The organism is Rhodococcus sp. HM1 (genome assembly GCF_023218075.1).
In the GTDB taxonomy this organism is placed as follows: Bacteria; Actinomycetota; Actinomycetes; order Mycobacteriales; family Mycobacteriaceae; genus Rhodococcus.
The window spans coordinates 69,414-90,063 of the sequence record NZ_JALPTB010000005.1; the positions used below are offsets into that span (position 1 = coordinate 69,414).

Consider the following 20,650-nt stretch of genomic DNA (forward strand, 5'->3'; position numbering starts at 1 on the left):
CTTCTCCCAATTCGTCATCCGAGGACACGTCCCGCGGCGCTACTGTGCGCGGCTGACCGTCCACTGTCCCGTGAATCGCGGTTCCCGCTTCTCGACGAACGCCGAGAACGCCTCCGGCGCGTCGGCCGTCGCGAAATTCATTGCCTGCGCCCGCGTCTCGTTCGCGAGGGCGTCGCGCAGAGTCCGGTCGGCCCCCTCGTTGAGCAGTGCCTTGGTCTGGGCGAGCGCAATCGGTGGCCCCGCGACGAGCTTGCAGGCGAGTTCGTCGACGAACGCGTCGATTTCGTCGCCCGGCACCACCCACGTCACGAGATTCATCGCGTGTGCCTGCTCGGCATCGACCGTCTCCGCGAGCAATGTCAGGCGCTTCGCCTGCTGAAGGCCGACGAGCTTCGGCAACAGCCACGATCCGCCGAGATCCAGTGACAGACCCCGCTTCGTGAAGATCTGCGAGAACGTGGATTCCGGGGTGGCCACCACCAGGTCGCACCCGAGCGCCAGATTCCAGCCCGCACCCACCGCGACACCGTTGACCTTGGCCACGGTCGGCACCGGCAGTTCGTGCAACAGCAGGGCGACGTCGGTCAGCACCCGCATCTTGCGCATCGGGTGGGCGGTACCGGGATTCGCGATGTCCGCACCCGAGCAGAACGCGCCGGCAGCACCGGTGATCACGACGGCACGCACGTCCGGATCGGTCCCGGCGTCGTCGAGTGCGTCGCGCAGGCACCCCCACAGTTCGGTGTCGATCGCGTTCTTCCGACGCGGACGGTTCAACGTCAGTGTCCGCACGCCGTCGCGGTCGTCACGCAACAGCACCGGCCCCTCGGACCGGGAATCGCCGGTCACCGCCGGTACTCCGGGCCGATTGCGCCCCGCCGGCGCAGTTCCTCGATCTCGGACGGCGAGTATCCGAAGTCGGCCAGCACGCGGTCGGTGTGCTCACCGAGGCCGGGGACCTGGTCCATCCTCAGTTCGCGCCCGGCGACGATCGGCGGTGGCAGGATCGCCTGGATCGAACCGGCAGGCGTGTCGATCGTCCGCCACCGGTCGCGCTCGCTCAACTGGGGATGAGCAAGCACCTCACTCGGAATGTTGTAGCGCGAGTTGCCGATTCCCGCTTCGTCGGCCGTCTTCTGTACGTGGGCGAGATCGTGGCGGGCGCACCACTCGCCGATCGCCTCGTCGAGCACGGCACGGTTTCGGACACGGTCGGAGTTGGTCCGGAACCGTTCGTCGTCCGCCAGATCGTCGCGCTGCAGGATCTCCCGGGCGAGCCGTTGCCATTCCCGGTCGTTCGTCGTGCCCAGAACCACCGTCTGCTCGTCCGCCGTGCGGTAGGCGCCGTAGGGTGCGACCGCGGGCGAACTCATCCCGAGCGGCTGCTGGTTCACGCCCGAATGCTGGGTGTAGGTCAGGGGGTAGCCCATCATGTCGGTCATCGTGTCGAACAGACTCACCGACACCGCCTCGAGACCGCGGTTGCTTTCGGGATTCCGCGCCTTGCCGAGCAACAACGCCAGAATCGACAGGGCCGAGTACAGGCCGGTCGAGATGTCCGCGAAGGGCGGGCCCGGTTTCGCCGGCTCACCCGGGAAGCCGGTCACCGCACACGATCCCGCTTCCGCCTGCACGAGAAGGTCGTACGCACGCTTGTGCGACAGCGGTCCCCCGGAGCCGTAGCCGTCGATCTCGACGACGATCAGCTCGGGGTAACGCTTCTCGAGTTCCGCGGCGGTCAATCCGAGGCGCGCGGTCGCACCGGGCGCGAGGTTGGACACGAGCGCGTCCGCCGACGCCAGCAGCCGGTGCAGCACGTCCAGTCCGGCATGGGACTTCAGGTCGAGCGTGATCGATTCCTTGCCCCGGTTCGCCCACACGAAATGAGCGGCGAGACCGTTGACGACGTCGTCGTAGTCGCGGGCGAAGTCCCCGCCCTTCGGGTTCTCCACCTTGATGACGCGGGCACCGAAGTCGGCGAGCACCCGCGTGGCCATCGGCGCCGAGACCGCCTGTTCGAGGGTGACGACGGTGACCCCGTCGAGCGGACCGGCCGCGGCACCGGCGGATGCCGGTTCCGGTGTCATCACATCACCATTCCACCGTCCACCGGCAGCACCTGGCCGGTGACGAAGGAGGCGGCATCGGACGCGAGGAACACGAAGGCTCCCGCAACCTCCGACGGTTCTGCCCATCGGCGCAGCGGAATTCGGTTGAGCATCTGCTCGGCGAACTTCGCGTCGGTGCGGATGGTGTTCGTCATCGGGGTGGCCGCGAGCGGTGCAATGGCGTTGACGAGGATGTTCTTGCGGGCCAGTTCGCGCGCCAGGGACTTGGTGATACCGATGATGCCGGCCTTCGCCGCGGAATAGTTCACCTGACCGAGCGTTCCCGTGATTCCGGCGGACGACGTGACGTTGATGATCCGGCCGGTGCCGTCGGTCGGGAGGAACGGCAGCGCTGCCTTGGCGCAGTTGAACGCGCCCAGCAGGTGGATGTCGAGCATCTTCTGGACACTCTCGGTCTCGAGGTCCTTGAACATCGCCGGTTCGGTGACCCCGGCGTTGTTCACCAGGATGTGCAGCGCGCCCTGGCCGAACCCGGCGGCACGGGCCGCGGCGGCGTCGGCGGCGGCGCGGTCGCGCACGTCGAGTCCGACGCTGTCGGCCTTGCCGCCGTTCGCGGTGATGCGCTCGGCGACGGCGGCCGCGGCGTCGGGGTCGATGTCGGTCACCATCACCGAGGCACCGGCTGCGGCGAGCGCCTCGGCGACCGCGGCGCCGATACCACCGGCGGCACCGGTCACCAGCGCCGACCGGCCGGTCAGGTCGAACAACGGATTGTTTCCTGCCATCAGTAGCTCCTCGGCATTCCCAAAGTGTGTGATCCCAGATAGTTCAAAATCATTTCCTGGCTGATCGGGGCGATGCGCATGACCCGAGCCTCACGGAAGTAGCGGGCGACGTTGTACTCCTCCGAGTACCCCATCCCGCCGTGCGTCTGCAGCGCGCGGTCGGCAGCGGTGAAACCTGCTTCGGCACAGAGATATTTGGCGGTGTTCGCCTCACGTCCGCAGGGCTTGCCGTTGTCGTAGAGCCAGGTTGCCTTGCGCAACACCAGTTCTGCGGCGTCGAGATGCGCCAGCGAGTCCGCGAGCGGGAACTGGATTCCCTGGTTCATGCCGATCGGCCGGCCGAACACCTCACGTTCGTTGCCGTACTTGACGGCTCGGTCCAGAGCGACCCTTCCGATGCCGAGAGCCTCGGCTGCGATGAGCATACGCTCCGGATTCAGACCGTCCAAAAGATACTGGAATCCCTTGCCTTCCTCGCCGACCCGGTCCTCGACGGGGACCCGGAGATCGTCGATGAACAGCTCGTTGGAGGACACCGCGTTGCGCCCCATCTTCCGGATCGGCCGGACCTCGACGCGGCTTCGATCCAGATCGGTGAGGAACAGCGTCATGCCGTCGGTCTTCTTCTCGACCTCGTCGTAACGCTGGGTTCGGGTCAGGAGGAGGATCTTCTCTGACTCCATCGCCTTGGAGATCCACACCTTGCGCCCGTTGACGATGTAGTGGTCGCCCTCGCGGCGAGCGAAGGTGGTGATGCGCGAGGTGTCCAGTCCCGCACCGGGTTCGGTGACACCGAAGCACACGTGCAGATCGCCGCTGGCGACCCGCGGCAGGGTCCGCTGCTTCAACTCGTCGGATCCGTGCACCACGACCGGATGCATCCCGAAGATGGACAGGTGGATCGCGGTCGCGGCGTTCATGCCACCGCCGGATCGCGCGACCTCTTCGAGAAGAATGGACGCCTCGGTGATGCCGAGGCCGTGCCCGCCGTACTCCTCCGGTGTGGTGATGCCGAGCCACCCGCCGTCGGCGAGCGCCTTGTAGTACTCCGTCGGAAATTCGTGCGCGAGGTCCTTTTCCATCCAGTACTGGTCGCCGAAGTTCTTCATCAGCTCGGCGACCGACTTGCGGATCAGTTCCTGGTCCTCGGTCAGCTCGAAACTCATGCCACCGGGCACAGCCATGTTCTCAACTTCTTTCGTCGGTTTCTCGTGGGGCCGCCGGATCGGGTCCGGCGACCCCACGGGACGTGATCGTCGGTACTCAGTCGGAGGCGGGAAGGGCCTTGGCCGCCTTGACGGTCAGCGGAACTCCGTTGTAGGTCAGTTCGCCCACACCCGGCGAGGTGCACAGGACCTCGAGGGTGTCGTTCTCGTCGACGTACCGCTTGCCGATGAGGGTGACGAGATCGGTGATGCCGGCGGTCGAGGGGCGGCCGCCGGTCGCCGGGACCATCGGGCTCCCACCGCACGCCAGCACTCCCCCGGCGTCGGCCGGTGCCCGGACCACGACGACACGGACCGTGCATTCGGCACTGGCGAGTTGTTCTCCGGCGCGGAGCGGAGTCGAGGTGGTCATGCTTCAACCTCACTTTCGGACGTACGCTCGGCGAGCATGCCGAGATCGAAGGACTGGCGTGCCATCCAGAACCGGAGGAAGCCGGTGAGCGAGTAGCGCAGGTACAGCGCCGCGCCGACGATCGCGACGGCGACGCCGAGAATCGAGACCACGATCGCGTCGCGCTGCACGAGCGCGTCGGACGTGTTGTGCGACATGAAGTATGCCACCACTCCGAGGATCGGGCCGATCACCATGAGGGCGATGCCGAGGCGCAGCCACAGCGACGACCGGCCGGCGGCGGGATCGGGGATCTTCAGCTCGGACAGTTCACGGGTGAATCGGTCCGCTCGGGATTCGGTCGAGGTCATGAGGAACTCCCTAGGTAGAGTGCTGCGAGCTCGGATCGGAGACCGCTGTCGGGATGGCCTTGCTTCTGGATGCGTCCGCGCACGAGAACCGCTGCGTGGTCTGCGAAGTCGAGCACGGCATTCGCGAACTGCTCGACGACGAGGACCGCCACCCCGCTGCGGGCGATCTCGGCGACCTCGTCGTAGAGCCGGCCGACGACCAGCGGCGCCAGACCCATCGACAGTTCGTCGAGCAGCAGGACCGCGGGATCGGTGGCCAGTCCACGGGCGAGTGCGAGCATCTGCTGCTCGCCGCCGGAGAGTGTCCCGGCGGTCTGCGACGCACGCTTGGCGAGGATCGGGAAGCGCGAGAACGCGACCTCCTCGATCTGCTCGCGGGGTGTGCCCGTGAACGTCATCATCAGCAGGTTGTCGCGGACGGACATGTTGGGGAACACGCCGCGACCTTCCGGGATCAGGCAGACCCCGGCCCGTGCCAGGTCGCGCGGTGCCACTCCGGTGACGTCGCGCCCACCGAGCACGAGCTGCCCGGAACGCAACGGGTGGACGCCGGCGGCGGCCTTGAGCGTGGTGGTCTTGCCGGCGCCGTTCGGGCCGAGCAGGGCCACCACCTGCCCGGCGGAGACGCTCAGGTCGATTCCGTGCAGCACGGTGATCTCGTCGTAGGCGGCGCGGGCGTCGCGCAACTCGAGGATGGCTGTCATGCTTCCCCCAGGTAGGCCGCGAGTACCTTCTCGTCCTTGCGGATCACGTCGGGTGGTCCGACGGAGATGATCCGGCCGAGGTCGAGAACGTAGACCTGATCGCACACGTTCATGACCAGTTCCATGTCGTGTTCGACGAGCAGAACCGCGGTTCCGTCGTCGGCGAGTGCCCGCAGCAGACCGGCGAACAGCTCGGTCTCCTGCGGGTCCTGTCCCGCGGCGGGTTCGTCGAGCAGGATCAGGCTCGGGTGGACCGCGAGCGCCCGCGCGACCTCGACGAGCCTGCCCATGCCGGTGGACAGCGCGTCGGCCGTCGTGTCGGCGAGGTGGTGCAGGTCGAGGCGGTCGATGATCTCGTCCGCGACCTGATGCGCTCGGCGACGTTCCGGGCCGAGTTCTGCTGCGACGAGCAGATTGTCGCGGACGCTGAGCCGGCCGAACAGTTCCAGTCGCTGGAACGTGCGGGCGAGGCCGTGCCGGGCGCGGCGTGCCGGGCCGGCTCGCGTGACGTCGTGTCCGTCGAGGTACACGCGTCCCGCCACGGGCCGGCGCAGCCCGGTGATGACGTCGAACAGGGTGCTCTTGCCGGCCCCGTTGGGGCCGATGAGCCCGGTGACCTGTCCGCGTTCGGCTTTCAACCCGACCCCGTCGAGGGCGCGGTGGCCCCCGAACGCGACGGCGATGTCGTCAACCTCGAGTTGCGACGGCACGATCGAGCACCTCCTGATCCTCCGGAGTCCACGGGCGTTTCACGCCCCACCACTCGACGGGTATCTCCTCGACGGAGCCGTCCGGTCCCGGCGGTACCTTGCGCCGCGAGTTCGACCAGACGCGGGCGGCGATCACACCGGCGACGATGCCGGCGAAGAACACGTACCCATTGATCACGTCGCCGAGGCGCAGCAGCCACAGCAGGACGATCCATCCCACGAGCGTCGAGACGACGAGAGTGTCGCGGAACGTCGCTTCCCATTCCTTGCGCATCGAGGGCACGACGCCGTCGTCGACGGCCCCGGACCCGTAGGCGAGTCCGGCCGCGGCGGGCAGGGTCTGCACGAGGTTCTGCGCGCCGGGCCACAGCGCGACGATCGCGTTGAGTGGTCCGGCGATCATCGTGCCGGTGAACAGACCGTTGCCGACGACACCGAGACCACCGACGACAGCGATGAGGAAGATACCCAGTCCGGCAATGAAATTGAACTGCTCCGGGGCGACGGACTGCAGTTGCATCCCGTAGAGCGCGCCGCCGAGTCCGGCGATGCCGGCGGAGATCGCGAACACCACCGTCTTCATCAGCAGCAGGCTGCCGCCGAGGGTCGCGTACGCGGCTTCGCTGTCGCGCAGCGCGATCAGTTGCCGGCCGAGCCGGCCGCGGCGCAGCGCCGCGACCCCGATGGTGACGAGGGCGAGGCAGATCGCCGCGAACACGGTCAGTTCCGCCGGGGTGTCGACCTGGAAGCCGAACAGGCTCGGCCCGACCAGATCGATCGAACCCTGGTTGAAGAACGCGATCTCCATCCCGAACACCTCGAAGGAGGGCATCGAGAAGATCCACCGGTCCAGCACGACCGCGATCGCCGCAGTGCCGAGCGCGAGATACACACCCGACAACCGCAGCGCCGGGATCGCGACGATCGCACCGGCGACGCCGGAGACGACCATCACGGCGAGCAGTGCCCACCACTGTCCGTCCGCCCCCAGATGCGCGCACACGATCGCACCGATCCCCGCCATGCTCAGCTGGGCGAGAGAGATCTGCCCGGCGTAGCCGACCAGCGGCACGAAGGACATCGCGATTACACCGAACGCGAAGATCTGCCCGTAGGTGATGAGATCGCCCTCGCCGAGCACGGTGGCGAGGATGATGCCGAACGCGACGATCACACCCGCGAACGCGAATGTCCCTCGCACCGTGGGCACCGGCACCTGGCTGAGGTTCCGGTCGCGGCCCCGCAGACGGCCGTGCGGGAACAGCAGCAGCGCGAGCAGCAGGAGGATCGCCGGTGCGGCCAGACGCAGGCCCGGCAGGTAGTCGTTCTGCGGCAGGTAGCCGGCCATGTAGGCCTCCATGCAGCCGACCACGACCGCGCCGACGAACGTCATCGGCAGGCTCTTCAGGCGCCCGAAGATCGCCGCCGCGTAGGCGCTGACGATCAGCAACGACAGCTGGGTGGCCTCGAGCGCGACCATCGGGGCGATGAGCACGCCGCCGAGGGCCGCCAGCACGGTTCCGAGGATCCAGGCGACGCGGTTGGCGCGGACCGGGTCCGCGCCGGTGAGACCGACGAGCGCGCGGTCGTCGACCGTCGCCCGCATCTCGGCGCCGGTGCGCGTGTTGAACATCAGCACGCGCAGGCCCAGCGCCACCGCGACCGCGACGATCATCGTCAGTGCCTGGTGCCAGGTGATCGTCGCCGAGCCGATGTGGAACGCCTGCTGCTCGTTGAAGAACGTCGGCAGCGATCGGGCTTTGATGGGGTTCCAGATCCAGCGGGCCAGCGCGATCAGACCACTGAGCATCGCGATGGTCATGACGAGCTTCTCGGCCTCGCCGAGTCTCTGAACCGGACGCAGCAACCGTTCGACCAGAAGACCGAACGCCGGCGCCAGCACCAGCAGCACGACGGCGACCGAGAGCCACACAGGCCAGCCCCAGCCGACGCTGAGCTGCCAATAGGCGAAGGCCGCCATCATGCCCGTGGCCCCGTGCGCGAAGTTGAACACGCCGGTGGTCGTGTACGTGACGACCAGGCCACTGCTGATGATCGCGTAGACCGCGGCCGTGGTGAGGCCGACGATCCCGAAGGTGATGAATTGTTCCATTATTGGACGTCGCTCATGCTCTTGCCGACTTCCGCGAGCGTCAGCGGCGCTCCGAAGTCCTGCGTGATCTTGCGCGGCGGGAGGTCACACCGGTACAGACCGTTGTCCGGGTTGAAATCGGCGGGCTCCCAACCGTCCGGGGTTGCCTTTTCGACGTTGAAACACGCCTTCGGCGGCAGCGGCGTCTGCAGATCCGACGGCGCGTGCAGTCCGCCACCCGTCCACGCGGTCTCCTGACGCGCGGTCTCGTACACACATGCACGGGTGAGTTCGTCACCGCAGGCGGCTGCGGCCTTGGCGAACAGCAACCAGGACGACCAGGCGCGCATCGCGGGCAGGGTGATCTGCGCGTCGGGCGCGTACTTGGCGTAGAGCTCCTTCAGCTGCTCGACGGCGGGCTCGTCGCTTTCGAGCGGTGCCATGCCGCCGAGGTCGACGAGGTTGTTCTGGTACTCCGTGGAGCGGCCGAGGAGGTCGATGAACTGCGCGTTGTAGGCGTTGTTGTTCGCGTCGATCCAGTCGAGCTTGTAGTCCATGTTGGTCAGGACCTCTTCGAGCTTGGCGAGCTGGTCGAAGCTGCCCATGAAGACCAGGCCCTTGACGCCCTTGCTCTTGATGGCCTGCGCGTAGGGGGTCCAGTCCGAGACACCCATCGCCGGGTACAACTCGTTGTAGACCATGGTCGCGCCCAGCGCTTCGAAGGTCTCCTGGGTGATCGCGCCGACGACCTTGGTGACGGCCGAGTCGCCGTTGATCGCGCCGATCGCGGACTTGGACTCGGGGTAGGCCTCGTTGATCACCCACTCGCGGAATCCGGCGTAGTTGTCGTATCCGGGGATCTTCGCCGGCGAGGCGCTGATCTCGAGGTCGGCGCCGGCGGCACCTTCCTGCACGGTCTGGGCCGTGAAGGTGGGAAGCAGGCAGTTCAGGCGCTCCTTGACGCCGAGGGCGTCGAGCGCAGCACCGCCGCCCACGAGGGCGAAGTCCTCACGGCACGCCTCGATCATGCGCTGGCGCGGTTCCATCAGCTTGGCGTCGCGGGTGTTGGCGACGAGGGTGCGGCCGTTGATGCCGCCGTTGTCGTTGCACCAGGAGGTGAACACCTTTGCCGCATCGACGAATTCGGGGTTCTTGGTGAACCCCATGTCGGTGAAGACGCCGACCTCGATCTGCTCGGCGGTGACGCCCTGTGCGGAGGCCGTCGAGGCGTCACCCTCCTGGCACACCTCGGTCAGGTCACCGAAGTCCGCGGAGAGCGCCGACGATCCGCCACCGCTGCGGTCGTCGCCTCCACCAGTCTCGGATCCGGTGCGGCCGCCGCACCCGGCGACGAGCACCGCGATCGCGGCCAGCGCCACGGCGGCCCGTCCGGTGCCCGCGACAATTCGTCGACGCACCTCGGGTACCGGAGTCTGCTGTAGTTTCACGTTCTTCCTCCCCCTGCAGGCCCGTTCGGGCCGACCGGTAGTTGACAGGAGAGCGACGCCGTCCGCAGGGCCGCGGTTGCGCCGGGAATTCCCGAGGCCATAGTGCTCTCGCCTGATAGGGAAACTAGCCTCTCGCTGTAGGAGAATCAACATATTCTACTGGTCCGGAGCGGGGAGGAGATTCGCGGACCTCACCCTCGGGATCATCCGGACGAGATGCCGGAGCGCTCCGGCGGCAGGCCGCCTACCTGCGTCTTCAGACCGGACGTTGACTATCCGGCAAAAGCCTGGAAACCTACTGAGCAGAAATGAGAATGTAATTCTCGCCGACGAGAGGAGGTTGGTGCATGGCCCTGCTTCCACCGCTGCCCGCCGAGGAGTGGGACGACAAGACGCGAGCGGCGTTCATCGGGATGCTCGCGCGGGATCGCCAGAATCCGGAAGGAGCCGGCACGGCCCTGTCCGCGCTCGCGCACCACCCGGACCTGACCAAGGCGTTCCTGGGCTTCAGCGTCTATCTGCTGTGGCGGTCGACGCTGCCGCCGCGGTTGCGGGAGCTCGTGATCCTGCGGGTCGCGCACCGCCGCGACTGCGAGTACGAATCGCAGCACCACGTCCCGATCGCGCAGGAAGCCGGGCTGACCCTCGACGAGATCGAGGCAGCACGCATCGGTGAGGCCACCGACGAGTTCGAACGCACCCTGCTCGCCGCGGTCGACGAACTCGAGGACAAGAACCGGCTCTCCGAGCAGACGTGGAACGCGCTCGGCGAGCGGCTCGACAAGCGGCAGCGAATGGACTTCATCTTCACGGTCGGTGGCTACGGCCTCATGGCCATGGCTTTCAACACATTCGGTATCGGACTCGGACACGACACCGAGCCCGGACAGGAAAGGTAGATCCGTGCCCCATTTCCCGAAACCAGCCGAAGGCAGCTGGACCGAACACTGGCCCGAACTCGGCACCGCACCGGTCGACTACACCGACTCGTACGATCCGCAGTTCTTCGAGGACGAGCGCAACGCGATCTTCAAGCGCACCTGGCTCAACGTCGGCCGTGTCGAGAAGCTCCCCCGCAAGGGCAGCTACTTCACCAAGGAACTGCCCTCCGCCGGCCCCGGCACCTCGCTGATCATCGTCAAGGGCAACGACGGTGAGATCCGCGCCTTCCACAACCTGTGCCGCCACCGCGGAAACAAGCTGGTCTGGAACGACTTTCCCGGTGAGGAGGTCGCCGGCAGCTGCAAGCAGTTCACCTGCAAGTACCACGCCTGGCGCTACAGCCTCGAAGGCGATCTGACCTTCGTCCAGCAGGAGGGCGAGTTCTTCGACCTCGACAAGCAGGACTACGGACTCAAGTCCGTGCGCTGCGAGATCTGGCAGGGCTTCATCTTCATCAACCTCGACGACAACGCCCAGCCCCTCGACGAATACCTCGGCCCGCTGGCCAAGGGCATCGAAGGCTACCCGTTCGACAAGATGACCGAGGTCTACAGCTACCGGGCCGAGATCGGCTCCAACTGGAAGCTGTTCATCGACGCCTTCGCCGAGTTCTACCACGCCCCGATCCTGCACATGAAGCAGGCGACCAAGGACGAAGCCGAGAAGCTCGCCGGCTACGGCTACGAGGCGCTGCACTACGACATCCAGTCGCCGCACTCGATGATCTCCTCCTGGGGCGGCATGGCCCCGCCCAAGGACCTGAACATGGTCAAGCCCATCGAACGCGTCCTGCGCTCGGGCCTGTTCGGACCCTGGGACCGCCCCGACATCCCCGGCATCTCCGGCGACGAGCTGCCCGAAGGCATCAACCCCGGCAAGTACCCGGTCTGGGGCCAGGACTCCTGGGAGTTCTTCCCCAACATGACCCTGCTCATCTGGGCACCGGGCTGGTACCTGACCTACCACTACTGGCCCACCGCCCCGGACCGCCACATCTTCGAGGCCAACCTCTACTTCGTGCCCCCGAAGAACGTCCGCGAGCGCCTCGCCCACGAACTGGCCGCGGTCACCTTCAAGGAGTACGCACTGCAGGACGCCAACACCCTCGAAGCGACGCAGACGATGATCGGCACCCGCACCGTCACCGACTTCCCGCTCTGCGATCAGGAAATCCTCCTCCGCCACCTGCACAAGACCGTCGGAGACTACGTCAAGGAGTACCGTGATGGCGCTGCTGCCAACTGAATTCGCCGACCTCGAACCCTTCGCTGCCGACTGGGTCCTGGCCACCGAACCCGAGCGCTACGCAAAGCGCCTGGCCTCTACCATGCCCGAGATGCAGAAGTTCTACGACGCCGCATTCCCGCGCATCGAGGACGCCATCACCTACTGCGACAAATTCGACTACGACGACCTGCCCGACGACGCCCGCGCCCTCGTGCACCTGATGCAGTCGCTCATCATGGTCTCCTTCCCCGTCGAAGTCTGGAAGCAGCCCCGCGTCCCCGACAGCGGCGCGGCCTGGGCCGAAATCATCCACGAACCGGTGGTCTGACGCCCGACGCACGACGAACCGTCCCCCCGCAGCCGATGCGCCGCGGGGGGACGGTTCCGTTCGTCCGGGACCTTTCGGCCGACACCTTCACCGGACACATTCCCCGGACGTTGACGCCCCCCGACAACTGTGGAAATCTGATAGTCAATGAATGAGAGTGCCATTCTCATGAATGAGATTGGCTGAGCTCGGGTTCGCCGAGGCGACGAGCTCGGACAGGAAGGTGGACCCGTGCCCCATTTCCCGAAACCAGCCGAAGGCAGCCGGGCCGAAGTCATCCGAGAACCGGTGGTGTAGCGGTGATTACACTCAAGGCCGCCGGCCTTCTCGATGTCGACAGCGGAAAGATCGTGCGCCCCGGCATCATCCGCGTCGAAGACGACAAGATCGTCGGGATCGGCGGTGAACCCGAAGGCGAGGTCGTCGATCTCGGCGACCAGATCCTCCTGCCCGGCCTGATGGACATGGAAGTCAACCTGCTCATGGGCGGGCGCGGCGAGAAACCCGTCTACTCCACGGTTCAGGACGATCCCCCGCTGCGTATGCTCCGCGCGGTCGGCAACGCCCGGCGCACCCTCCGCGCCGGTTTCACCACGGTCCGCAACCTGGGCCTGTTCGTGAAGACCGGCGGCTACCTGCTCGACGTCGCGCTGGGCAAGGCCATCGACGCGGGCTGGGTGGACGGCCCGCGGGTCGTCCCGGCCGGTCACGCGATCACCCCGACCGGTGGTCACCTCGATCCGACGATGTTCGCGGCGTTCGCCCCCGGCGTGCTGGACCTGACCATCGAGGAAGGCATCGCCAACGGTGTCGACGAGGTCCGCAAGGCGGTTCGCTACCAGATCAAGCACGGGGCCAAGCTCATCAAAGTCTGTGTCTCGGGTGGCGTCATGTCGCACACCGGAACACCGGGCGCACAGCACTATTCCGACGAGGAGCTGCGCGCGATCGTCGACGAGGCGCACCGGCGCGGTCTGCGCGTCGCGTCGCACACCCACGGCGCGGACGCCGTCCGCGCGGCCGTCGCCGCCGGAATCGACTGCATCGAACACGGATTCCTCATCGACGACGACGCGATCGACAAGATGGTCGCCGCCGGCACCTATCTCGTTCCCACCACCCGGCTCGCCGACGCGATGGACGTCTCGCACGCGCCGCCGGATCTGCAGGCCAAGGCCGCCGAGATGTTCCCCAAGGCCCGCACCTCGGTCAAGGCGGCCTACGAGGCGGGCGTGAAGATCGCGCTCGGCACCGACGCACCGGCCATCCCCCACGGCAAGAACGCGGACGAACTCGTCGCGCTGGTCGAACGCGGCATGTCCGCACTGGACGCGCTGCGCGCCGCGACGATCACGGCCGCCGAACTGATCGATGTCACCGACCGCGGCCGGCTGGCCGAGGGCCTGCTCGCCGACATCGTCGGCGTCCCGGGCAACCCGCTCGAGGACATCACCGTCACGCAGAACGTGCAGTTCGTCATGAAAGGCGGAAAAGTCTATGTCAACAACTGACGACCTCGTCGAGATCAACCAGCTCCTTGCGCGGTACGCGGTCAACATGACCAAGAACGACGTCGAGGGTGTCATGGCGGTCTTCACCCCCGACGGCACCTACAGTGCCTTCGGCGATGCCTTCACGCTCGACCAGTTCCCCGAGTTGGTCGCCGCGGCACCGAAGGGCCTGTTCATGACGGGCACCGCCCTCGTCGAGCTCGACGGCGACACCGCGACCGGAACCCAGCCGCTGTGCTTCGTCGACCAGACGACCCACAACATGCGCATCGGGTACTACAGCGACACCTACGTCCGCACCGAGGACGGCTGGCGTCTGAAGACCCGGTCCATGACCTTCCAGCGTCGCAGCGGAGCCCACGACTCGGGTATCCCGCACGCCTTCGAGCCGTCGGCATGAACGTCGACGAGTTCCGGTCCGCCCTGCGCGCCTGGCTCGACGAGAACGACCTGACCCCGCCGCCGGACCATTCGCTCGACGGTCAGGTGGCGCAACTGGGCCGGGTGCGCAGGGCACTGTTCGACGCGGACTGGATGCGGTACGGCTGGCCCGTCGAGGTCGGCGGTCTCGGGGGCGACGCGGTGCTGCGGGCCGTGCTCGGCGAGGAGGTCGCCACCCGCGACCTGGCCGAACCGGGGATCTACTCGATGATCGAGGTCCTCGCGCCGACGATGATCTCCTACGCCCGACCCGAACTCGCCGCCGAGATGGTTCCGCTGTTGCTCAGCGGTCGCGAACAGTGGTGCCAGGGCTTCTCCGAGCCCGGCTCGGGCAGCGACCTCGCGTCGCTGAGCACCCGCGCCGTGCAACGCGGCGACGAGTGGGTGATCAACGGCCAGAAGGTCTGGACGAGCCTGGCGCAGTATGCATCCCGCTGTGTGCTCCTCACCCGCACCGCGCCCGGCCACGACGGGATCACCGCGTTCTTCGTCGACATGGACACCCCCGGCATCACCGTCAAGCCGCTGCGCACGATGCACGGCATCGACGAGTTCGCCGAGGTGTACTTCGACGACGTCGTGGTGCCCGCGGACCGCATGCTCGGCCGGCCGGGCGACGGTTGGCGGGTCGCGATGGATCTGCTTCCGCACGAACGCTCGACGTGTTTCTGGCACCGGATCGCGTACCTGTTCACGCGTCTGGACAAGTTGCTCGACGAGACCGAACTCGATGCCGACGACGATCTCGGCTCGGCGTATCTGGCGCTGCACACGGTGCGCTGCCGGTCGCGCCTGACCCAGCAGCGACTCGCCGAGGGAGCCGCGCTCGGACCGGAGACCTCGATCGACAAGGTGCTGCTGGCAACGGCCGAACAGCAGTTGTTCGACACCGTGCGCGATCTGCTGCCGGGTGTCCTCGAACTCGAGGACACCCTGTGGCGACCGGAATTCCTGTACTCGAGGGCCGCCACGATCTACGGCGGCACGGCCGAGATCCAGCGCAACATCATCGCGCGCCGCCTGCTCGATCTGGGGAGGGATCGATGACCGACGCCACCACCGTCTCCGACACCACGCAGGCCGAGGAACTGGCACTGCTGGGCGACGCCCTGCGCGGGACCATGACCTCCACACCCGCGCACGAACTCGATTCGGCGCTGGCCGATCTCGGCTGGGGCGACATGCTCACCGAGATGCCCGACGTCGCGATCCCACTGGTGTTCCGACTACTCGGCGAGACGGGCGCGCATGCCCCGGTGATCAACGACGTCGTACTGCACGCGGCCGGACTTCCCATCGCCGGAACCCTCCCGTTGCCGTTCGCGGGCGGCAGATGGATCGTGTGGGACCGCACCGGCACCGCCGGTACCGCTCTCGACGAGGAGATCCCGCTCCACACCGCCGACGCGGGCGAGGAACTCGACCCCGCGGCGATCGCCGCCGGCCGGCGTGCGCTCGGCTGGTGGCTGGTGGGGACGAGCCGTACCATGTTGTCGCTCGCGCGAACCCACGCCCTCGACCGCACCCAGTTCGGCACGCCGGTCGCGGCGTTCCAGGCGGTGCGGCACCGGCTCGCCGAGACCCTCGTCGCGATCGAGGGTGCCGAGGCGACGCTGCTCGCCGCGACCGACGACCTCGGATCGCTGCTCGCGAAGGCCGCGGCCGGGAAGGCCGCGCTGACGGCGGCCCGCCACTGCCAGCAGGTGTTGGGCGGGATTGGATTCACCGCCGAACACGACCTGCACCGGCACATCCGCCGGGCGCTGGTCCTCGACGGATTGCTCGGCAGTGCACGCGAACTCACCCGCGAAGCCGGTGCTTTCATCCGGTCGACGGGTTCGGCTCCGCGTCTCGTCCACCTGTAGAACCTCGGAAGCACGAAGGAGGGGCGCCCGCGGTGCGGGCGCCCCTCCTTCGTGTTGCGGAATCAGCAGCCCGGGACGGGAGCGCCGCCGCCCTGGATCGCGAGCAGCGTGCAGAAGGTGGTCGCGCTGACCTTCCACGTGCCGTCCTGCTGGATGGCGTTGCCGGACTGGTCCGGAAGCACGGGAGCACCGTTCATGAGCAGCGTCCACTTGACGTCGGCGTTCTCCGGGTCGGAGAGGGTCACGCCCTCGACCGTCGCGGTCGTGGCCATGGCCTGCGGGTTCGATGTCATCGCTTCGAGCGTCGGCAGGAACACGTCGCCGTTCTCGACGAGCGCGGCACGCTCGGCCGGCGGGGTGGCGCCGTTGAAGAACGTGACGTAGGCGTTCGTGACGGCCTCGGTCGTCGCCGGATCCGCCGCTTCACCGGCTGCAGCCGCCGTGGTCGTCTCGGTGGCGGTGGCCTCGGTCGTCTCGGTCGTGGTGGTCGCCGTGGTCGTGGTGCTGTCGCTGGAGCTGTCGTCGTCGCTGCTGCAGCCCACGAGGGTGACGGCCGCAACCGCCACCATCCCGAAGGTGGCGACAGCACGACGGATGTTCGAAACGCGCATGACGGATCCTCTCCGGTGGACGAACCGGTTTCGTCCACCACTGTGTTGGAACTTCCCCCCAGGTCCCTGCGAGAGTACGTTGCCGACTCGCCCCGGGAAGGCCTTTTCGCCCCTCGAATTCCGTTGCCGTCCAGATGGTCCGGCAGCGGATGCGGGCGACGTTACTCGATCTTCGACTTCATCTCGTCCAGGTTCACCAGGATCGGGAATCCACCGACGCTCAGCGCGTTGCCGTGACCGGTCTGGTGGACGTCGAACACCGACTGGATGGCCGCGTAGAAGCCCTGCACGTCCAGGGTCTGATTGACGGCACGCTTGGCCTGCCGCAGCCCGAACGGAGGCATCGACGCGATCTTCGTCGCGAGTGCGCGGGTCTCCTCGTCGAGACGGTCGCGGGGCACGACCTTGTTGACCATCCCGGTCTGCTCGGCTTCGTGCGCGGTGACCGGGCGGCCCGTGAACAGGATCTCCTTGGCCTTGCGTGGACCGAGTTCCCATGTGTGCCCGTGGTATTCGACCCCGCCGATTCCCATCAGGACGACGGGATCGGAGAAGGACGCGTCCTCGGACGCGATGATGAGGTCGCACGGCCAGCACAGCAGCAGCCCGCCGGCGATGCAGCGGCCCTGGACGGCGGCGATCGACGGCTTCGGGATGTTCCGCCAGCGCAACGAGTACTCGAGATAGCGGCGACTCTCGTTGGAGTAGATCAGTTCGAGCGTGATCTTCAGATCGTCGGGAACCTTGGTGCCGAGATCGTGTCCGGCGGAGAAGTGTTTGCCCTCCGCCCGCAAAACGATGACGGAGACGTCCGGGTCGGCGGCGGCACGCATCCAGGCGGCGTCGAGTTCGTCGAGCAACTCCGCGTTCTGGGCGTTGGCCGCCTCGGGACGGTTGAGCGTGATCGTGGCGATCTTGTCGGCTACCTCGTACAGGATGTACACGGCTGCAACCTCACCCCCGGGGAAGGCCGAGCACACGCTCGGCGACGATGGTCCTCTGAATCTCCGACGTACCACCGGCGATGGTGCCCGCGAAACTGCGGACGTAACGCTCGAACCAGCCGGTCGAGAAGTGGTCGTTGTTCCAGGGATTGAACGGTGCCGTCCAGTTCGGGTGGACGAGACCGTCCTCCCCCGCCGCGTCGAGTGCGTGTTCGGATGCGGACTGCACCGCTTCGGATCCGAGCAGCTTGAGCACCGACAGGGCCGCGACGTCCTGTTCACCGCGGGCGGCCCGCGCCAGCGCGGCCGAACCCAGCAGCCGCAGGCTCTGCAGATCCATCGCGAGGGTCGCGTACCGATCGCGGTCGAGCACCGTGACCGGCCGGAAGTCCTCGACCAGATCCTGGAGGCGGTCCGCGAAACTGAGCCAGAGCAGCGTACGTTCGTGCCCCAGCGCGCCGTTCGCGACACCCCAGCCCCCGTTGAGTTCGCCGATCAGATTCTCCGCGGGCACCCGCACGTCCGTGAAGAAGACCTCGTTGAAGTCGAAGTCATCCGACGACGCGACCGAGGCGAACGGGCGCCGCACGACACCGGGTGTGTCCGTCGGAATCAACAGCACGCTGATTCCCTTGTGCTTGGGCGCATCCGGATCCGTCCGCACGAAGGTGAGGAGCACGTCCGCGTCGTGTGCGCCGGACGTCCAGACCTTCTGCCCGTTGACGACGAAGTGATCACCGTCGAGCACCGCCCTGGTGCGCAAACCCGCGAGATCGGATCCGGCGCCGGGTTCGCTCATGCCCAGTGCTGCGGTGATCTCCGCGCGCAGGATCGGAACGGCCCAGCGCTGCTTCTGTTCCGGCGTGCCGAACGACAGGATCGACGCGGCGATGATCCCGAGTCCCTGCGGGTTGAAGCTGTGGTAGATCCGGCGGCGGGACAGTTCCTCGAGGTGCACGTACTGCTGCAGGATCGTGGCGTTGCGTCCACCGAACTCGGGCGGGTTGCCCGGCAGCAGCCAGCCGTTGTCGAACTGCAGCCGCTGCCACGGGCGGGCCCAGTCCGGCACATCCGCGCTCGAGCCGGGGCGGACGCCGGTGACGGCGCCGTCGGGCAGGTTCTCCTCGAGGAAGGCCACGAACTCGGCGCGGAAGTCCTCGACGTCGGCATCAAAGGTGAGTTGCACGGTACTCCTCGGCGATCAGCGCCCGATGCTCTGCCGCACCCCCGAGCAGATGCTCGCCGGCCTTGGCGCGCTTGAGCGCGAACTGAAGGTCGTTCTCCCAGGTGAATCCCATGGCACCGAACAGTTGGATGCCGTTGCGGAACACCACGGATTGGCATTCGCCCGCGGCGGCCTTGGCCATCGACGCGGCCACGCGCCGGCGGGGATCGTTCTCCGCGATCGTCAGGGCCGCGTAGTAGGCCAGCGCGCGTGCCCGTTCGATCGCAACGTGCATGTCGACGGCCTTGTGCTTGACCGCCTGGAACGAGCCGATCGGAACTCCGAACTGCTGACGTTCCCGGACGTGCCCGAGCACCATGTCGAGGATCCGTTGGCACGCACCGACGACGGTCAGCGCGAGCCCGGTCAGTGCCAGGTGGCGGGCCGGCTCCACGTCCACGTCGACGCGCCGGTCCTCGGAGATCCGGACTCCCCGGAACGCCACCTCGGCGAGGTGCAGCACCGGGTCGAAGACCGGGCTCCGTGCGACGACGGCCTGCTCGGCCGGCACGACGAACACCCCCGCCTCGGTGACGACGGCCAGCCGGTCGGCACGGTCGCCGTCGAGGACGTGGTGCGCGGTGCCGTCGAGGATCCACTCGTCGCCCTCGCGGCGCACGCCCACACCCTTGTAGATCGCGGCACCGGCGAGTCCGGCATCGTCGAACCCCGGTGCAAGAGGAGCGAACTGGGTCATCGTCGCGAGATAGGGAGTGGGGTCGGTCGCCCGGCCCAGCTCCTCGAGGACGATGGCGAGTTCGACCGTGGTGTCCGGGTCCGTCAGTTCGGTCCATCCGAGGTCGATGTAGGTCTTCCACAGAGGGGACGGGTCGGCGCCGCTGTCGACGATGTTGCGGACCAGCGTGGGCGAGCATTCCTTGGCCGTGACCTCACGTACGGTCTTCTGCCATAGCCGCTGATCGGAGTCGAACTCGAAGAGCATCCCGGCCTGCCTCCTTGGCTGAGCTGTGGTGCACGATGTCGATGCGAGAATAACATTCTCGCTTGACGAAAGTAATAGTCTCTATTTATCGGCGACACAGGTGCAGTCGGCGCACTGCGCAAGGAAACTCTCCGGTACAGTTGCTCGCATGTTCGGTACACGTGTCACAGAACAGAGCCGGTGGTGACCGGCCCCAGCGAAGAGCCGGCCTGGAAGCAGCGCGCAGTCGAGCGCTCCATCAGGACCGCCAAGATCCGGGCCGAACAGCGAGTGCAGCGCTTCCTCGACGCGGCTCAGTCGATCATCGCCGAAAAGGGCAGCACGGATTTCACCGTGCAGGAGGTCGTGGACCGGTCCAAGCAGTCGCTGCGCAGCTTCTACCTGCAGTTCGACGGCAAGCACGAGCTGCTGCTCGCGCTCTTCGAGGACGCCCTCAGCCGCTCCGCCGACCAGATCCGCGCCGCGGCGTCCGGCCAGGACGCGCCGCTCGACCAGCTCCGCGTCGCGGTCGAGCTGCTGTTCGAGTTCTGCCGGCCCGACCCGAGCGCGCAGCGTCCGCTGTTCACCGACTTCGCCCCGCAGCTGCTGCTCACGCATCCCGCCGAGGTCAAGGTCGCGCACTCCTCGATGCTCGCGCTGTTCACCGAGCTGATGGAGAAGGTCGCCGCCTCCGGCGAGCTGCGCCCGGGCGCCAACCCGCGCCGACTGGCCGCGATGACGATGCAGACCGTCATGTTCATCGCACAGTCCGCGGGCGCCCCCGACGACGCGACCATCAAGCCGATCTCGGCCGAGGAAGTCTGGACCTTCTGCTCCCGCGGATTCGCCGGTAACTGAGGAATCGTCGGCGAGAATCGTATTCTCAATCGGGGATAGT

Annotated in this window: 22 protein-coding genes; 8 read left to right on the top strand and 14 right to left on the bottom strand. The window is 67.2% G+C overall.

The window, feature by feature from the left end; all coding sequences use genetic code 11:
• Nucleotides 1-39 precede the first annotated feature (39 nt).
• The 10 genes from M1M07_RS04635 to M1M07_RS04680 form a co-directional block, all read right to left on the bottom strand.
• Complete coding sequence (locus M1M07_RS04635; protein WP_248673423.1) at nucleotides 40-849, bottom strand: enoyl-CoA hydratase; 810 nt, start codon at nucleotides 847-849, stop codon at nucleotides 40-42.
• Nucleotides 846-2,087: a CaiB/BaiF CoA-transferase family protein gene (locus tag M1M07_RS04640; RefSeq protein ID WP_248673424.1), complete on the bottom strand. Its 1,242-nt coding sequence runs from the start codon at nucleotides 2,085-2,087 to the stop codon at nucleotides 846-848. The genes M1M07_RS04635 and M1M07_RS04640 overlap by 4 nt, the downstream gene beginning before the upstream one ends.
• A complete protein-coding gene (locus M1M07_RS04645) occupies nucleotides 2,087-2,854 on the bottom strand; it encodes an SDR family NAD(P)-dependent oxidoreductase (RefSeq protein WP_197257518.1) in 768 nt (255 codons plus the stop codon). Before M1M07_RS04645 ends, M1M07_RS04640 begins: the two co-directional genes overlap by 1 nt.
• Nucleotides 2,854-4,020, bottom strand: a complete 1,167-nt coding sequence (locus M1M07_RS04650; RefSeq protein ID WP_197257624.1) for an acyl-CoA dehydrogenase family protein — start codon at nucleotides 4,018-4,020, stop codon at nucleotides 2,854-2,856. Before M1M07_RS04650 ends, M1M07_RS04645 begins: the two co-directional genes overlap by 1 nt.
• Before the next feature lie 97 nt (nucleotides 4,021-4,117).
• The gene (locus M1M07_RS04655) at nucleotides 4,118-4,432 is read right to left on the bottom strand and encodes a hypothetical protein (protein ID WP_248673425.1); all 315 of its coding nucleotides are present in this window, start codon (nucleotides 4,430-4,432) and stop codon (nucleotides 4,118-4,120) included.
• Nucleotides 4,429-4,782: a hypothetical protein gene (locus tag M1M07_RS04660; RefSeq protein WP_197257516.1), complete on the bottom strand. Its 354-nt coding sequence runs from the start codon at nucleotides 4,780-4,782 to the stop codon at nucleotides 4,429-4,431. The genes M1M07_RS04655 and M1M07_RS04660 overlap by 4 nt, the downstream gene beginning before the upstream one ends.
• The gene (locus M1M07_RS04665) at nucleotides 4,779-5,486 is read right to left on the bottom strand and encodes an ABC transporter ATP-binding protein (RefSeq protein ID WP_197257514.1); all 708 of its coding nucleotides are present in this window, start codon (nucleotides 5,484-5,486) and stop codon (nucleotides 4,779-4,781) included. The genes M1M07_RS04660 and M1M07_RS04665 overlap by 4 nt, the downstream gene beginning before the upstream one ends.
• Nucleotides 5,483-6,196, bottom strand: a complete 714-nt coding sequence (locus tag M1M07_RS04670; RefSeq protein WP_197257512.1) for an ABC transporter ATP-binding protein — start codon at nucleotides 6,194-6,196, stop codon at nucleotides 5,483-5,485. Before M1M07_RS04670 ends, M1M07_RS04665 begins: the two co-directional genes overlap by 4 nt.
• Nucleotides 6,174-8,309, bottom strand: a complete 2,136-nt coding sequence (locus M1M07_RS04675) for an ABC transporter permease (protein WP_248673426.1) — start codon at nucleotides 8,307-8,309, stop codon at nucleotides 6,174-6,176. The genes M1M07_RS04670 and M1M07_RS04675 overlap by 23 nt, the downstream gene beginning before the upstream one ends.
• Nucleotides 8,309-9,646, bottom strand: coding sequence for an ABC transporter substrate-binding protein (locus M1M07_RS04680; protein WP_248673482.1), 1,338 nt, complete (start codon nucleotides 9,644-9,646; stop codon nucleotides 8,309-8,311). Before M1M07_RS04680 ends, M1M07_RS04675 begins: the two co-directional genes overlap by 1 nt.
• Nucleotides 9,647-10,083: 437 nt before the next feature.
• Here M1M07_RS04680 and M1M07_RS04685 point away from each other — a divergent pair, with 437 nt between their 5' ends.
• The 7 genes from M1M07_RS04685 (at nucleotide 10,084) to M1M07_RS04715 (ending at nucleotide 16,050) form a co-directional block, all read left to right on the top strand.
• Entirely contained in the window at nucleotides 10,084-10,635 is a 552-nt protein-coding gene (locus tag M1M07_RS04685; protein ID WP_197257506.1) for a carboxymuconolactone decarboxylase family protein, read from the top strand.
• A gap of 4 nt (nucleotides 10,636-10,639) precedes the next feature.
• The gene (locus tag M1M07_RS04690; RefSeq protein WP_197257504.1) at nucleotides 10,640-11,923 is read left to right on the top strand and encodes an aromatic ring-hydroxylating dioxygenase subunit alpha; all 1,284 of its coding nucleotides are present in this window, start codon (nucleotides 10,640-10,642) and stop codon (nucleotides 11,921-11,923) included.
• The gene (locus M1M07_RS04695; RefSeq protein ID WP_197257502.1) at nucleotides 11,904-12,233 is read left to right on the top strand and encodes a hypothetical protein; all 330 of its coding nucleotides are present in this window, start codon (nucleotides 11,904-11,906) and stop codon (nucleotides 12,231-12,233) included. The genes M1M07_RS04690 and M1M07_RS04695 overlap by 20 nt, the downstream gene beginning before the upstream one ends.
• Nucleotides 12,234-12,532: 299 nt before the next feature.
• Entirely contained in the window at nucleotides 12,533-13,744 is a 1,212-nt protein-coding gene (locus tag M1M07_RS04700; protein ID WP_248673427.1) for an amidohydrolase family protein, read from the top strand.
• Nucleotides 13,731-14,144 (top strand): nuclear transport factor 2 family protein, encoded by a 414-nt coding sequence (locus M1M07_RS04705; RefSeq protein WP_248673428.1) that lies wholly within the window; start codon nucleotides 13,731-13,733, stop codon nucleotides 14,142-14,144. The genes M1M07_RS04700 and M1M07_RS04705 overlap by 14 nt, the downstream gene beginning before the upstream one ends.
• Nucleotides 14,141-15,232 (top strand): acyl-CoA dehydrogenase family protein, encoded by a 1,092-nt coding sequence (locus M1M07_RS04710; protein ID WP_248673429.1) that lies wholly within the window; start codon nucleotides 14,141-14,143, stop codon nucleotides 15,230-15,232. The genes M1M07_RS04705 and M1M07_RS04710 overlap by 4 nt, the downstream gene beginning before the upstream one ends.
• Nucleotides 15,229-16,050, top strand: a complete 822-nt coding sequence (locus tag M1M07_RS04715; RefSeq protein ID WP_248673430.1) for an acyl-CoA dehydrogenase family protein — start codon at nucleotides 15,229-15,231, stop codon at nucleotides 16,048-16,050. The genes M1M07_RS04710 and M1M07_RS04715 overlap by 4 nt, the downstream gene beginning before the upstream one ends.
• A 62-nt stretch (nucleotides 16,051-16,112) precedes the next feature.
• Here M1M07_RS04715 and M1M07_RS04720 read toward each other — a convergent pair whose 3' ends face one another.
• The 4 genes from M1M07_RS04720 to M1M07_RS04735 all read right to left on the bottom strand — a co-directional run bounded on the left by M1M07_RS04720 (nucleotide 16,113) and on the right by M1M07_RS04735 (nucleotide 19,773).
• Entirely contained in the window at nucleotides 16,113-16,661 is a 549-nt protein-coding gene (locus M1M07_RS04720; protein ID WP_197257491.1) for a hypothetical protein, read from the bottom strand.
• Between the two features lie 161 nt (nucleotides 16,662-16,822).
• A complete protein-coding gene (locus tag M1M07_RS04725) occupies nucleotides 16,823-17,605 on the bottom strand; it encodes an enoyl-CoA hydratase (RefSeq protein ID WP_248673431.1) in 783 nt (260 codons plus the stop codon).
• A 10-nt stretch (nucleotides 17,606-17,615) separates the two neighbouring features.
• Nucleotides 17,616-18,791: an acyl-CoA dehydrogenase family protein gene (locus M1M07_RS04730; protein WP_248673432.1), complete on the bottom strand. Its 1,176-nt coding sequence runs from the start codon at nucleotides 18,789-18,791 to the stop codon at nucleotides 17,616-17,618.
• Nucleotides 18,775-19,773, bottom strand: a complete 999-nt coding sequence (locus tag M1M07_RS04735) for an acyl-CoA dehydrogenase family protein (protein ID WP_248673433.1) — start codon at nucleotides 19,771-19,773, stop codon at nucleotides 18,775-18,777. Before M1M07_RS04735 ends, M1M07_RS04730 begins: the two co-directional genes overlap by 17 nt.
• 183 nt (nucleotides 19,774-19,956) lie before the next feature.
• On the opposite strand from M1M07_RS04735, the gene M1M07_RS04740 reads away from it, so the two are divergent.
• Nucleotides 19,957-20,610: a TetR/AcrR family transcriptional regulator gene (locus tag M1M07_RS04740; protein WP_197257483.1), complete on the top strand. Its 654-nt coding sequence runs from the start codon at nucleotides 19,957-19,959 to the stop codon at nucleotides 20,608-20,610.
• Nucleotides 20,611-20,650: the final 40 nt, after the last annotated feature.